This window comes from Ureibacillus massiliensis 4400831 = CIP 108448 = CCUG 49529 (assembly GCF_000772965.1).
Taxonomy (GTDB): domain Bacteria; phylum Bacillota; class Bacilli; order Bacillales_A; family Planococcaceae; genus Ureibacillus; species Ureibacillus massiliensis.
Window position 1 is genome coordinate 57152 of record NZ_JPVQ01000013.1, and the last position, 12544, is coordinate 69695.

At 34.4% G+C, this 12544-nt stretch carries 15 protein-coding genes; 11 read left to right on the top strand and 4 right to left on the bottom strand.

Annotated elements, in window-relative coordinates:
• Positions 1-32 precede the first annotated feature (32 nt).
• Positions 33-905, bottom strand: coding sequence for a LysR family transcriptional regulator (locus tag CD30_RS08875; RefSeq protein ID WP_036175485.1), 873 nt, complete (start codon positions 903-905; stop codon positions 33-35).
• A gap of 121 nt (positions 906-1026) precedes the next feature.
• Here CD30_RS08875 and CD30_RS08880 point away from each other — a divergent pair, with 121 nt between their 5' ends.
• Together CD30_RS08880 and CD30_RS08885 are read left to right on the top strand one after the other, a co-directional pair.
• Positions 1027-1902, top strand: a complete 876-nt coding sequence (locus tag CD30_RS08880; protein WP_036175488.1) for a DMT family transporter — start codon at positions 1027-1029, stop codon at positions 1900-1902.
• Positions 1903-2060: 158 nt separating this feature from the next.
• Positions 2061-3002 carry an RpnC/YadD family protein gene (locus CD30_RS08885; protein ID WP_235802032.1) on the top strand — a complete coding sequence of 314 codons (942 nt, stop codon included), beginning with the start codon at positions 2061-2063 and terminating at the stop codon, positions 3000-3002.
• A 44-nt stretch (positions 3003-3046) separates the two neighbouring features.
• Here CD30_RS08885 and CD30_RS08890 read toward each other — a convergent pair whose 3' ends face one another.
• Positions 3047-3634 carry a VanZ family protein gene (locus CD30_RS08890; protein ID WP_036175491.1) on the bottom strand — a complete coding sequence of 196 codons (588 nt, stop codon included), beginning with the start codon at positions 3632-3634 and terminating at the stop codon, positions 3047-3049.
• Between the two features lie 197 nt (positions 3635-3831).
• Here CD30_RS08890 and CD30_RS19765 point away from each other — a divergent pair, with 197 nt between their 5' ends.
• The gene (locus CD30_RS19765) at positions 3832-3966 is read left to right on the top strand and encodes a YjcZ family sporulation protein (RefSeq protein ID WP_084077758.1); all 135 of its coding nucleotides are present in this window, start codon (positions 3832-3834) and stop codon (positions 3964-3966) included.
• A 276-nt stretch (positions 3967-4242) separates the two neighbouring features.
• On the opposite strand, the gene CD30_RS08895 is transcribed toward CD30_RS19765, so the two are convergent.
• Both CD30_RS08895 and CD30_RS08900 read right to left on the bottom strand, forming a co-directional pair.
• On the bottom strand, positions 4243-4440 hold the full coding sequence (locus tag CD30_RS08895; protein WP_036175494.1) for a YwbE family protein: 198 nt from the start codon (positions 4438-4440) through the stop codon (positions 4243-4245).
• Positions 4440-4634 carry a hypothetical protein gene (locus tag CD30_RS08900; protein ID WP_036175496.1) on the bottom strand — a complete coding sequence of 65 codons (195 nt, stop codon included), beginning with the start codon at positions 4632-4634 and terminating at the stop codon, positions 4440-4442. The genes CD30_RS08895 and CD30_RS08900 overlap by 1 nt, the downstream gene beginning before the upstream one ends.
• A gap of 273 nt (positions 4635-4907) precedes the next feature.
• Between CD30_RS08900 and CD30_RS08905 the strand changes: the two genes are divergently transcribed.
• From CD30_RS08905 to CD30_RS08940, 8 genes are all read left to right on the top strand, one after another.
• On the top strand, positions 4908-5210 hold the full coding sequence (locus CD30_RS08905) for a hypothetical protein (RefSeq protein WP_052126119.1): 303 nt from the start codon (positions 4908-4910) through the stop codon (positions 5208-5210).
• Positions 5211-5290: 80 nt separating this feature from the next.
• A complete protein-coding gene (locus CD30_RS08910) occupies positions 5291-5851 on the top strand; it encodes a dihydrofolate reductase family protein (protein ID WP_036175498.1) in 561 nt (186 codons plus the stop codon).
• A gap of 209 nt (positions 5852-6060) precedes the next feature.
• The gene (panE, locus tag CD30_RS08915; RefSeq protein WP_036175500.1) at positions 6061-6981 is read left to right on the top strand and encodes a 2-dehydropantoate 2-reductase; all 921 of its coding nucleotides are present in this window, start codon (positions 6061-6063) and stop codon (positions 6979-6981) included.
• 148 nt (positions 6982-7129) lie between these two features.
• Positions 7130-7837, top strand: coding sequence for a hypothetical protein (locus CD30_RS08920; protein ID WP_036175502.1), 708 nt, complete (start codon positions 7130-7132; stop codon positions 7835-7837).
• Between the two features lie 632 nt (positions 7838-8469).
• Positions 8470-8976, top strand: a complete 507-nt coding sequence (locus CD30_RS19475) for a tripartite tricarboxylate transporter TctB family protein (RefSeq protein WP_052126120.1) — start codon at positions 8470-8472, stop codon at positions 8974-8976.
• A 10-nt stretch (positions 8977-8986) separates the two neighbouring features.
• Entirely contained in the window at positions 8987-10483 is a 1497-nt protein-coding gene (locus tag CD30_RS08930; protein ID WP_036175504.1) for a tripartite tricarboxylate transporter permease, read from the top strand.
• Between the two features lie 20 nt (positions 10484-10503).
• Positions 10504-11508 (top strand): tripartite tricarboxylate transporter substrate binding protein, encoded by a 1005-nt coding sequence (locus tag CD30_RS08935; protein WP_036175506.1) that lies wholly within the window; start codon positions 10504-10506, stop codon positions 11506-11508.
• 12 nt (positions 11509-11520) lie between these two features.
• Positions 11521-12540, top strand: coding sequence for a mannonate dehydratase (locus tag CD30_RS08940; protein ID WP_235802033.1), 1020 nt, complete (start codon positions 11521-11523; stop codon positions 12538-12540).
• Positions 12541-12544 lie beyond the last annotated feature (4 nt).

The following is a 12544-nucleotide window of genomic DNA, read 5'->3' on the forward strand; positions in this document are numbered from 1 at the left end:
CAAGAATATGTATATCCTATCTTTCATTCGAATTAAACATGTTCTTTTCTATAAGGTAAATAATCCATAAATTTCTTAGCCGAAAGTGAGAGGGATTTTTGTTCTCTCATAGCGATTCCGATATTTCTAAAAGCAGGAACCTCAAGCTCCTTTGCAATTATTTTGTAGGGAATACGTTGCAATATTAATTCGGGCAATATACTAATCCCAAGCCCGTTTTCTACCATGGACATAATGGCATAGTCATCCCATGTCGTAAAAGAAATTCGCGGAGAAATTTGGTGGTGCTCAAAAATTTCAGAGATTTCAGCTTTTGCACCTTTCTCCAATAGCATAAATGGGCTGTTTAATAATTCTTTTATAGGAAACTTATCGCAATCTGCATAGTGATGATCTTCGGGAATCACTACGAGGAGACGGTCTTGCTCCAAAAAAATCGTTTCAAATTGTGCTTTGGTAGGAAGCCGCAAAAATCCAAAGTCAACCCTACCTTCTAAAATCCAACTTTCAATTTCTGTATAATCGCCTAACAGCAGCTCAAAATCAATATTTGGGTAATCTTTTTTAAAAGATTTAATCATATTTGGAAGCCAATGAGTTGCTACACTTGAAAATGTGCCAATCCGAATCATCCCAGACTGCATATCATGTAAGTCTTCGAGCTGCCTCACTAGCATTTCATGTTCATTGCATATGCGCTTTAGTTGAGGAAATAACTTTAAACCATCAGAAGTTAGACTGATTCCAGTTCTTCCTCTTTCAAAAAGAGAAACACCCCATTCAGTTTCTAAATCCTGTATCATACGACTGATTCCAGATTGTGTATAGTTTAAGATCTCCGCTGCTTTTGTGAAGCTGCCATATTCCGCTGCTTTTACAAAGGCCATATATTTCTGGATATTCATTGTTTCGCTCCTTTCATTCCGTTTTATCATATTAAACATGAAAAACATTCAATATTGTAATGTCAGTACATATGCTATGCTTTTGCTATTGATAAATCAAGCATTGAAAGGAACGACTCTCATGAAAAATGCATATGTCAAATATATTGTTGCATTGCTATTGTTTGGCTCCAATGGAATTGTTGCTAGTTATATATTATTGAACAGCTACGAAATTGTTTATTTACGTACTTTAATTGGAAGCATATTTTTAATTATTGTGTTTGTATTGATGAAGCAAAAACTCCAATTCTGGAAAAATAAATTACATCTTCTTTATTTAATGATTTCTGGTATTGCGATGGGGGCAAGCTGGATATTGTTGTTCGAAGCATATGCACAAGTCGGTGTGAGTATTGCTGTTCTTACTTATTATTGTGGACCTGTAATTGTCATGATTCTTTCACCATTTCTATTTAAAGAAAAGATGACAAGTGCTAAAATGATAGGATTTTTGGCGGTAATAATCGGGATGTTTTGTTTAAACTGGCACGATTTAATATCGGGTAAAGTCACATGGGGGTTAATTTTAGGAATATTAGCGGCGGGAATGTATGCATTGATGGTAATTTTTAATAAGAAGGCAAAAAGCATTATAGGACTTGAAAATGCTACATGCCAGTTAGTTGTAAGCTTTCTAACAGTATCCACCTTTATAGGTTTTAAGCAAGGCTTTTCAGTGAACGTTATAGAAGGTAATTGGATCCCTATCTTAATACTAGGTATAGTGAATACTGGAATCGGCTGCTATTTCTATTTTTCTTCTATTGGTCGTCTTCCAGTTCAATCTGTATCGATTCTTGGTTATCTAGAACCTCTTTCGGCTTTAGTTTTTTCCTTTATCATATTAGGAGAACTGTTAAATCCTATGCAAATCGTGGGAGCTATGCTGATTTTAGGTGGTGCTGCCTACGGGGAATTATATAGAGTAAATAAACATGAATTAAAGACAGAATAAATCGTGCAAATATTAGCTACAAGATAGGAATATATCCCGCCTAATATTTGCTATCAATTATTAAGAACGCTTGTTCTTTTTTCGGGTATTTGGTATACTACTAGTAGATATACTCCATGTTTTAACATCTTTATTTCTTTTTGTAAGGATGTGGTTAAATGCAAGAACTACTTTTTGTCAAAGAAAATGAAGAAACTTCAAACTACCCGAATAATCAAACTACCAATTATACCCATCATGATCAATTATTTAAAGAACTCATTCAGACATTTTTTGAAGAATTTATTGAAATTTTTTTTCCAGATATATATGTCCATATTGATTTTTTAACAATTCATCCATTATCAGAAGAGATGTTTACGGATCTTTTTGAGGGTGAAAGTAGAAGAGCAGATATTGTCATCGAGACGAAACTAAAGGGGCAAGAAACGTTTTTGATAATCCATGTTGAGGCACAAAGCTATTATCAGGAAAATTTCCATGAACGTATGTATCATTATTTCAGCCTACTTTATAATAAATATAGAAAGCCAATTTTACCTATCGCTGTTTTTTCCTATGATGAAAAGCGAGTGGAAAAGAATGAATACACATTGGAATTTCCTTTTTTCAGAGTGATGAACTTTCGATATCTTACTTTGAATTTAAGAAAACTTCACTGGAAAGATTATATCACTTCCGATAATCCCGTAGCTGCTTCACTGCTAAGTAAGATGGGCTATCGTGATGAAGAGAAAATCGAAGTAAAGAAGGAATTTTTACGTATGCTAGTTCGTATGAATTTAGATCCAGCAAGAGAGCGCTACATCTATGGTTTCTTTGAACAGTACTTAACATTATCAAATGAAGAGGAGGAAATCTTGATGCAAGAAGTAAAAAGACTCGATCCATCTGAACGTGTTAAAATCATGGAACTCCCGATTTCGTATGAAGAACGTGGAATTGAGAAAGGTAAAGAAATAGGTAAAGAGATAGGTAAAGAAGAAGCGACTCATAAAATAGCAAAAGAGTTGCTGAAAAAAGGACTACCGTTAGAGTTAATTGAAGAAGTAACTGGTTTAAACACGAAAGAGCTTGAGCAAATAAAAGACTTACCTTAATCTTTAAGAAAATGAAAATGGCTATTATGATGAATTGAAATCAATTATTCAACAGCAAAAACCTTCTCAAATAAAGGATAAATTAAATAACCAAGTAATACACCGAGGACGTTTAGTATTAGATCATCAATATCTAGGCTTCCTCTTTTTGTGCTGAATTGTAAGCATTCTATCATGCTTATCGAAATTACAGTGATAAGCATCAATCGCTTCCAAGAGGAGACCCCATTTAAATATCGATAATACAATCCGTAAGGAACAAATAACCCAATATTTGCGGCTAGATTATAAAGTGCAATGAAAAAATTTACGTTTCCAGACAGATAAAAGGAGATTGTATCAAACGGAATCAGACTGACTCCTCCGTAACTCGCCCCATTTGGTCTGAAAAATAATAAAATAAGCAACCCAAAAGAATAAAGAACTATGAATATATGAAGAAAAGCTTTTGGTAATCGGATTGTTTCCTTTTTTATCCAACAAACCCCAAATAAAAAAGCAAAAGTAATACAAAACCAAACAACGCCAATGACAATTGGATGAAGATATTTCGTCAGCTCAATCCATATAGGCAATAAAATGAAGAATAAAATTTGTGAATAGTAAAAGCTAAGTTTAATGTTTTTCGTCATGTTCTCGGCCATCTCTTCAGTGGGATTTACTCTGATGATTGATAAACAATTTACGAATGAATTATAACAAGATTACTTACGAATAGATAATTTAGAAGTCCGAATTCAAAAAATTCCTCTAATCCATTACAAGTAACCAAACCGTAATTATTTTCAACCATACAATGTAACTAGTTGAAATAACAGGAGGTGAAAATATGGGAGGATACGTTGGATCAGGCGGATATGGTAACAACGGTTCAGGTTTTGCATTACTTGTTGTTTTATTTATCCTATTAATTATTGTAGGTGCTGCTTATTTTAACAATGGCGGATTCGGTGGTGGTTATTAATCTTTAACGAATAAATATAGTAATTCTCTCCGCTAGCCCAAAATAATTAAGAAAACACGCCGACACCTTCATAGAAGACCTGGATATTGCTCAGGTCTTTTATTTTATAGTTTGATCTTACTTTAAAATAAAATGCTGGAGGAAGCTTTTCATCAATACGTAAGGCTTTGGAGAGAGAATAGTATATGAAGTTTCAAATTATGTTTGATTAATAATCTATAAATACAACCACAATAGAAAAACCTAGTGATATTTACTGAATCACTAGGTTTCATTTTATTCCGAATATACCTTCTTCACTCGACCAATTTGTCCATCCGTTAGTCTTACCTTTATTCCATGAGGATGAGTGGCTGAATTGGTGAGTATGTCTTTTACGACACCTCTTGTAAGCTTACCAGTTTGTTGATCTTGCTTTAATACAATATCAACGGTCATTCCTGGTTGTATATCTTTACGATTTTGTCCGTTCATTATGAGCCCATTTTTCTACGAGTGGTGCTTGCCTTTTTCGTTTGCTGGCTTTTCATTTTTTTCGCTGAAAGATCGACATTCGTTTTTCCTTTACCGCCAGAGGACTGATTCTTTTTGTTTTCAAGCAATTGTTTTGCTGCTTCTTGTAGACTCATTTTCTTTTTTGGTGCTTCAGATTGCTGATTTTCGCTCATAGGAAGTCTCCTTTTTGAATATGTTAGTCATTCAAGTATAATCTATTTTTCCTTATTTGTGAAAGCATGTCCCTATACGAGGAAATGTAATCTTGTCGTCATTAGTACAAATGAGTTTCTTCAGGAAGAAAGTAACCCAAAAGCATATAAAACAGAATTGATACAGGGGTAAAAATGAAAATTATCTGGAATCATCATTCATTTACATATAACCGGAACTTTTACCGTTACCAATCGTATGAAAGATAAATGTCTTAAAAGGGTGATGGGGAAATGTATAGCAAAAAAGAGTTAGAAAGACTTCGTATTGAAGGCCAAAAAATTGCAGATGAAATGGCACGGGAAAGAGAAGAAGCAAAAATTGGTCGAGAATACAAAGTCAATGATGTTGAAATTACATGTGTTCAATGTAAACATAACAAATTTGAACAAAGTAAAGCCCTTCTCAATACAAGAGGTTTAACTTTCTTTGATATAGAATGGCTAAATGATTCCGCCACGACCTTAATATGTAAGCGTTGCGGTTTTATCCATTGGTTTGCTCGTGAGGTAGAAGAGATAAAGAGTGATGAATAGCTAGTAAATTGGATGTTCGTTATTATCAAGAAATAATACAATCTGAACAATGTCAAAAATTACAAAGGGAGAAAGAATTTATGTCTAATACCGAAGAAAGAAAAATAATATTAGATTTAGCAGTTACTTTAGATGGACTTATTGAGGGAGTAAATGGAGAAATTGATTGGTGCATAATGGATGCTGAGATGGAGTTTACTAATTTTCTTAATCAAATTGATACGATTTTTTATGGAAGAAAAAGCTATGATTTATGGGGACAATATATTCCGGAAGATGTAATTTCTGATGATGAAAAAGAAATGTGGAAATTAATTGATAGTAAAAATAAATACGTGTTTTCTAGAACTCAAAAAAGTGATGATAATAAGGCAACTTTCATCAACGATAATCTAATTGAAGAAGTAAAGAAATTAAAGAGAAAACCGGGAAAAGACATCTGGCTATATGGTGGAGCAAGTCTAATTACCACCTTTATCAATTTAGGGCTTGTAGATGAATTTAGATTATCAGTACATCCAATTATTCTAGGAGAGGGAAAACCTTTATTTATCGATATAAAACAGAGGTTGAATTTAAAGCTAGTTAATACAAGAAAATTCCCCTCAGGTGTTATTCAATTAATATACCATTTAGAGTAACTGAAAAACTTGACCTGATCTTAGATGTACCTACTCAATTGAGATTTTGAAAAAAATATCCCTGATACTATACTAAATTTATGCGTTAATTCACAAGGATTAACGCAATTTTTTTAGAATTATATATTTAATAACTGTTTGCGGGTTATTTAGTGAGTAAAAATTAATAAAATATAAAGATAATATTTTTAGTAAAAGGGGGATTTTATATGCGTATTCTAGTTTTAGGCGCTGGAGGGATTGGTGGATATTTTGGAGGTCGTTTAGCAGAAAAAGGAGAAGACGTTACGTTTCTCGTACGAAATAGACGAAAACAACAGATTGAACAAAAGGGTTTAAACATTAGAAGTATAAACGGAGATTTTACATTTACACCAAAATTAATTACTAAAACAGATAATGAAATACCTTTTGATGTTGTGTTATTTTCAACAAAAGCGTATCACTTAGATGCAGCCATTAACGATTTAAAACCATTTGTAGGTGAAGATACGGTAATCATTCCACTATTAAATGGCATCGCCCATGTACCGCCATTAAAAGAAGCTTTTGGAGACGAACAAGTGATTGGAGGGCTATGCTTTATTGAAACAACGTTAAATGAGGATGGTGACGTTGTTCAAACAAGCAAGGCTCACAGACTTGTATTTGGTGAATTCAATCAGGAGAAGACAGAGCGAGTACAAAAAATTGCGGATGTGTTCAGTGATACTAAAGCAAGCTTTGTATTAAGCGAACATATTGTGCAAGATATGTGGCATAAATATATGTTTATCACTGCTTTGTCAGGGGTGACTACATTAACACGTGCGCCAATCGGGCCTATTCGTGAAAGTGAAGGAGGACAAGCCTTTATCCGCCAATTATTTGAAGAAATCGCTCAAATTATGAGAGTACATGGCGCACCAATTGCTGAGCATATTGTCGATACTCATATGCAGACAATAGATACTCTTTCTTACGACATGAAAGCATCTATGCAACGGGATATGGAAAAAGGATTATCAATCGAAGGCGATCACTTACAGGGCTACTTATTAAACTTAGCGAAAGAACACAATATAGATGCACCACTTCTGAAAACGATATACCAAAATTTAAAAGTTTATGAAAAGATGCTACAGGAATAAATAACATGAAGTCTATTGGGTTGCTAAGGCAGCCCTTTTTTCATTTAATAAAGTGGAAACAAGCGTTAGTAGTCGTTAGTAGTTTTATTTGCTTTAATCCGCTTTAATTCAATCAAAACGGAAATACTAAAAATAAGGAGGATTGACGATGAAAAGATTTTTCTTATTTTTATTAATTTCTATGTTTTATTGTCATACAAAGAATGTTACTGCAGCTGAACGGCTTGTTACTTCTTTCGTTATATCGGATGAATGGTATCACAATATTTTTTTAATAGCGGATAAAGTAAATAGTATGGCCACAACTAATTTTACTGTTCAAATTGGTAGTAGTGAAGACAATGTTGGCGGGGAATTATTATACAATTTTCCTAATTGGTATAACGCTAAGTTTGCTCCAGCTTTATTTTATGAAGATATTAATGCAGACTCTCATAAAGATATTGTAGTGGCGCTAATTTCTGGTGCTGGTTCAGGACTTTCCACTAAAGAGATTCATGTATTAAATCAAATTCATGATCCAACTAGGAGATTTGAAGAGGTTCCAGTGGAGTCTATAAATGATGCAGTTAAACGACTCGTTAAAATGGAGCGTCAAGAAGAACAAGTAACGATTTTAATTGGCGAAAAGAAATATATTGTTAATATTTCAACGTTTAATTATAACGAACTGTCTCATGACCGCCCGTTTGTAGGGATGCTAGAGGATTATAAGGTTGAAAATGGCGTTCTATACGGTTTTACGACAGTATTTGTCTCTATAGGTGGATATGTGGGAGAGTTAAAGATACAGTATGGTTGGAATGGGAAAATGTATAAAGCAATGTCCATTTCATTCGACGAGGCAAAATCATAACCGAACTTTATACAAGAAGGAGTACCATCTGAATTTGATAAAGAATTTACCTATTTTGAATTAAAGATTTAGATGTCAGTCATCTTAAAGAGTTAGCTCCAATAAGTGTTGCAAAATTATATGTAAAAGCAGGAATTGAAAAGAAATACAATGTTCAATATGCCTTATATACGGATTAGGACAGAGCATATAATGTGGTCGGAAGAGGAGCAAAATGGAGACTCTAAATCTACGTAAGACAAATAAAGACATCTAAGTGATATTTACTTTTAATTTTATACAACAAACAAAAAATTTTTTCATCTAATCCCTAAAAATATTTACTATAATACTATAATTTAATCCTCTATATTAGAAAAATGAACGGGAAGTATATCGCTTCCCGTTTTTATTATTTCTCAAGAAAAATAAGGATCAACAGGCTCTTATTTTATTTGCAAACAAAAAATTCATCCACTTTTCCATAGTATCCTTGAATAAAAAAATTTCTTAAGTTACCGCATTATATTTCTGTTTTACGAACAAAAAATTCTCTTTAAGACAAAAAAGTGATTGACCTAAAAATAAATATTGTCTTACAATTAAAGCGAATTAAGATAATTCAAAAAATTGAGTCAAACAGGGGGGGTTTGATGAGTAGTCAAACGAATCGTGATTTTGTAACTAGTGGCTTTATGTTTGTTGTGGGGATTATTGCTTTTGTTTTGACTTTTAGCTTCAAATCGTTTGAGGGGACAAATTTTGGCGTTGGCGTAGAATTCATGCCACGAGTGATTGCAGTTTTAATTCTATTAACCTCAGTCATTATTTTTGTAAACGCTTTAAAAAGTAGAAGTAAGAAAACAAATGATACGAATTTAGAAGCGGAAGAAATCGTTGAACAAGAAACTGAAAGTAAAAATTATAAAAAATTGGTGATCAGTATTATTGCAATGCTTATTTATATCTTGTTAACACCAATTCTAGGTTTCTTAATAGCGACAGCATTATTTTTAATAGCCCAAATGTTAATCATTTCAAATTTTGCTAAAGAAAAGATTATTTTATTTCTCGTAATATCGATTCTGATGGCTGTGATTGTGAATTACGTTTTCAGAAATGTCTTTTACGTAATGCTCCCTCAAGGGATTTTAGGATAGGGGTGATTAAATGCTAGAAATGCTATTAGAGGGATTCTCCGGTGTAATGAATGTAACGACAATCTTATTAATACTTGGAGGAACCATTTTAGGATTAATTTTTGGATCCATTCCTGGTCTTACAGCAACGATGGCTGTTGCGATTTGTTTACCGATTACCTATGGAATGCATCCTGTAGCGGGGATGTCGCTTTTAATGGGACTATATATCGGAGGTGTTTCAGGAGGTTTAATTCCAGCGATTTTATTAAAGTTGCCGGGAACACCTTCATCAATTGCAACAACATTCGATGGTTATCCAATGGCTCAAAAAGGGCAGGCGGGAAAAGCATTTTCTTTTGCTATAGTATCCTCATTTTTGGGTGGGCTAATAAGCATCATGTTATTAATAATGATAGCGCCTCCATTAGGTCAGTTTGCATTAAAGTTCGGACCCTATGAATATTTTGCTATCGTTATATTCTCACTAACATTGATTGCAACTTTATCAGGTGATTCCCTTGCAAAAGGGGTTTTAGCAGGGTTAATGGGTATTGGGTTTGCAATGGTTGGATCTGCACCAATCGATGCATTTCCTCGGTTTACATTCGGCTTTAGTGAATTAGATGCAGGGTTTGACTTAATGCCATTATTAATCGGTTTATTTGCAGTATCTGAAATTTTGTTAGTAGCAGAGAAAAAGGGACTCCAAAAAATAAAATATGACTTGAAAAAAATAAGCTATAAAGTTCCCTTTAAGGAGTATTTAAGTGAAAAGTGGAACTTCATTCGATCTTGTGCAATCGGTATCGGTATTGGAATCTTACCAGGAATTGGTGGAGGAACAGCTAATCTTATCGCATATGCTGCTGCAAAGAATGCTTCTAAAAAACCGAAAGAATATGGTACTGGCGTTCCAGGTGGTGTTGTTGCATCGGAAACATCGAATAATGCGGCAGTTGGAGGCGCTTTAATTCCACTAGTCTCCTTAGGTATTCCGGGGGATACAGTAACAGCAATGTTATTAGGAGGATTAGTCTTACACGGATTACAACCAGGACCTTTATTATTCCAAAATAGTGGAGATGTTGTTTACGGTATTTTTGCAGCATTACTTATTGCAAATTTATTCATGGCAATCCTTCTATTTGTAGGAATGAGGGGATTCATTAAACTATTAAGCATTCCTCAATACATTTTATTACCAATCATTTTTGCGCTTTGTGTTGTAGGTGCTTACGGTGTAAACAACCGTATGTTCGATGTATATGCATTACTATTCTTCGGTATCGTTGGTTACTTAATGAGTAAGGCGAAAATTCCATTAACACCATTAGTACTAGGCTTTATTTTAGGACCTCTATTAGAAACAAATTTACGTCGTGGTTTAATGCTATCACAAGGGGATTTTTCACCATTTATAACTCAACCGATCGCAGCAGTATTTTTAATTATTACTGTCGTATCAGTGGGATGGAAAATTTGGAAATCTTTTAGTAAGAGTAAGAAAATTTCTTTCGAAAATTAAAAAACAAGGGGGATTTTGAAATGAAAAAATTACTTTTAACTTTACTCACGATTATTGGGGTGTTCATGTTAGCTGCATGTGGAAGCGGAAATGAGTCTGGTGGAGGAACCGGTGGATCTTCTGCAAATGGATCAGGGGATACAGGATCAGATTATCCGAAAAAACCAATTGAAGTGGTGGTACCAGCTGGAGCGGGGGGCGATACAGACTTAAATACTCGTACTCTAGCAAAATATATTGAGAAAGAATTAGGTCAACCTTTAGTAGTTTCAAATGTTACAGGATCAGGTGGAACAGTTGGTGTTGATAAAGTGATAGATGCTCAAGCTGATGGTTATACGGTTTTAGCTTTCCATAACTCAATGTTATTAAACAACTTATACGGATTATCAGAGAAATCCATTGAAGATTTCAAATTTGCAGGTACAGGTGTACTAGACCAAGCAAATACATTTATCGTATCAAAGGATAGTAAATTTAAAAACCTTGAGGAACTAATTGCCTATGCAAAAGAACATCCAAAAGAAGTAACAATGGCAACAGAAGTAGGTTCGATGACGTATATCCAAGTAATGGAGTTCCAACAGTTAACTGGGGTAGAGTTTAACGTTGTTGATATTGGTGGTGCTTCAGACAAACTGACAGCTTTACTTGGTGGTCGTGTAGACATTTTCCCAACGTCATTAGGTTTCGTAAAAAGCTATATTGAGTCAGGCGATTTTGCATCTTTAGGAGTTATTACTGAAGAGCGTTTAGCATCCGCGCCAGATGTACCAACATTCAAAGAACAAGGCGTAGATATGGAAATTGACAAAGTATTTTACTGGGCATTCCCGAAAGAAACACCAGATGAAGTAGTGCAAGCATTTAGTGATGCAATGGAAAAAGCTGTAGCAAACGAAGAGTTCCAAGAAGAAATTGTTCAATATTGGGTTGAACCAGTGTTCTTAAACGGTGAGGAAACAAAGCAAAGATTAGAAGATATTACTGAACTCTATAAAAATATTAAAGAATCTACGGAATAAGGAGGTGCGATAATGAAAGTTTCTGTAACAGTGAATACGACTGATTTAACGGATTTAGATTTAAAGCAAATGGTTCAATTGGGTATAGATTGTGTAGATTTTGGTATGGGTCATTCATTTAAAGATGTAAAGGAGCAGGGCTATCCAGATTTGGATAGTCTCCTCCAGTTAAAAAAACGGTTGTGGAGCTGGGGACTTGAAATAAACCGAGTAACATTACCAGATATTACAGAAGACTTTATGAAAGATTTACCGGGTTCAGAAATCCAAATAGAAAATTCCGTAAATGCAGTAAAAGTATTTGGTGAAGCTGGAATTAAAATTGTACGACAACGCTTTAAAGGCGATGTTTTTCCTGGCCGTTCCCAATCTTACAAATCGATTCAACGTGGCGGTGCTGTAGGTAGAGGGGAGAGTTTAGGTTTATTAAAAGAAAAGTCTGATACACCTACAATGGAAGAATTAGAAGTTTGGTGGTCCCAGTTCCAAAAGGCTTATCGCCCAATCGTTTTAACGGGATTAGAAAATGATGTGAAAGTGGCAATGCATCCGTCTGATACACCCCACCCAGATTCTCCGTTTGGTGGAATTGGACTGAATCGAATTCTAGATGATTTCCCACAAAAAAATGTAGGATTCGTTTACTGTATTGGCACGAGAGCAGAAGCAGGTGGTTCTTCTCTCGTGATAGATGAGATCAATCATTTTGGGCGTAAGGGGAGAATATTCCTCGTTCACTTCCGTAATGTAAGAGGAAGTTTACCAACTGCCGGCGCATTCGAAGAAGCGATGCTAGATGATGGCGATTTAAATATGTTTAAAATTTTATTAGAACTCGACAAGGTTGGGTATCAAGGCTGTTTAAATCCAGATCACGTTTTAACCTTTGCGGGTGACACACCGGATTTAAACGAAAACTGGGCCTACTCCAATATTGGATGGAAACATTCTAGTTTAGGGTTTGCTTATTCAGTTGGTTATATTAAAGCTTTGTTAAATGCATTAGTAGAGTTTAAAGGAAGACCTTATTAAAGGT

Bases quoted from the DNA above. Each gene is read 5' to 3' on its own strand.
- CD30_RS08875 (WP_036175485.1), bottom strand. From the start codon at position 905: ATGAATATCCAGAAATATATGGCCTTTGTAAAAGCAGCGGAATATGGC.
- CD30_RS08920 (WP_036175502.1), top strand. From the start codon at position 7,130: ATGAAAAGATTTTTCTTATTTTTATTAATTTCTATGTTTTATTGTCAT.
- CD30_RS08880 (WP_036175488.1), top strand. From the start codon at position 1,027: ATGAAAAATGCATATGTCAAATATATTGTTGCATTGCTATTGTTTGGC.
- CD30_RS08940 (WP_235802033.1), top strand. From the start codon at position 11,521: ATGAAAGTTTCTGTAACAGTGAATACGACTGATTTAACGGATTTAGAT.
- CD30_RS08910 (WP_036175498.1), top strand. From the start codon at position 5,291: ATGTCTAATACCGAAGAAAGAAAAATAATATTAGATTTAGCAGTTACT.
- CD30_RS08900 (WP_036175496.1), bottom strand. From the start codon at position 4,634: ATGAGCGAAAATCAGCAATCTGAAGCACCAAAAAAGAAAATGAGTCTA.
- CD30_RS08895 (WP_036175494.1), bottom strand. From the start codon at position 4,440: ATGAACGGACAAAATCGTAAAGATATACAACCAGGAATGACCGTTGAT.
- CD30_RS08890 (WP_036175491.1), bottom strand. From the start codon at position 3,634: ATGACGAAAAACATTAAACTTAGCTTTTACTATTCACAAATTTTATTC.
- panE (WP_036175500.1), top strand. From the start codon at position 6,061: ATGCGTATTCTAGTTTTAGGCGCTGGAGGGATTGGTGGATATTTTGGA.
- CD30_RS08885 (WP_235802032.1), top strand. From the start codon at position 2,061: ATGCAAGAACTACTTTTTGTCAAAGAAAATGAAGAAACTTCAAACTAC.
- CD30_RS08905 (WP_052126119.1), top strand. From the start codon at position 4,908: ATGTATAGCAAAAAAGAGTTAGAAAGACTTCGTATTGAAGGCCAAAAA.
- CD30_RS08935 (WP_036175506.1), top strand. From the start codon at position 10,504: ATGAAAAAATTACTTTTAACTTTACTCACGATTATTGGGGTGTTCATG.
- CD30_RS19475 (WP_052126120.1), top strand. From the start codon at position 8,470: ATGAGTAGTCAAACGAATCGTGATTTTGTAACTAGTGGCTTTATGTTT.
- CD30_RS08930 (WP_036175504.1), top strand. From the start codon at position 8,987: ATGCTAGAAATGCTATTAGAGGGATTCTCCGGTGTAATGAATGTAACG.
- CD30_RS19765 (WP_084077758.1), top strand. From the start codon at position 3,832: ATGGGAGGATACGTTGGATCAGGCGGATATGGTAACAACGGTTCAGGT.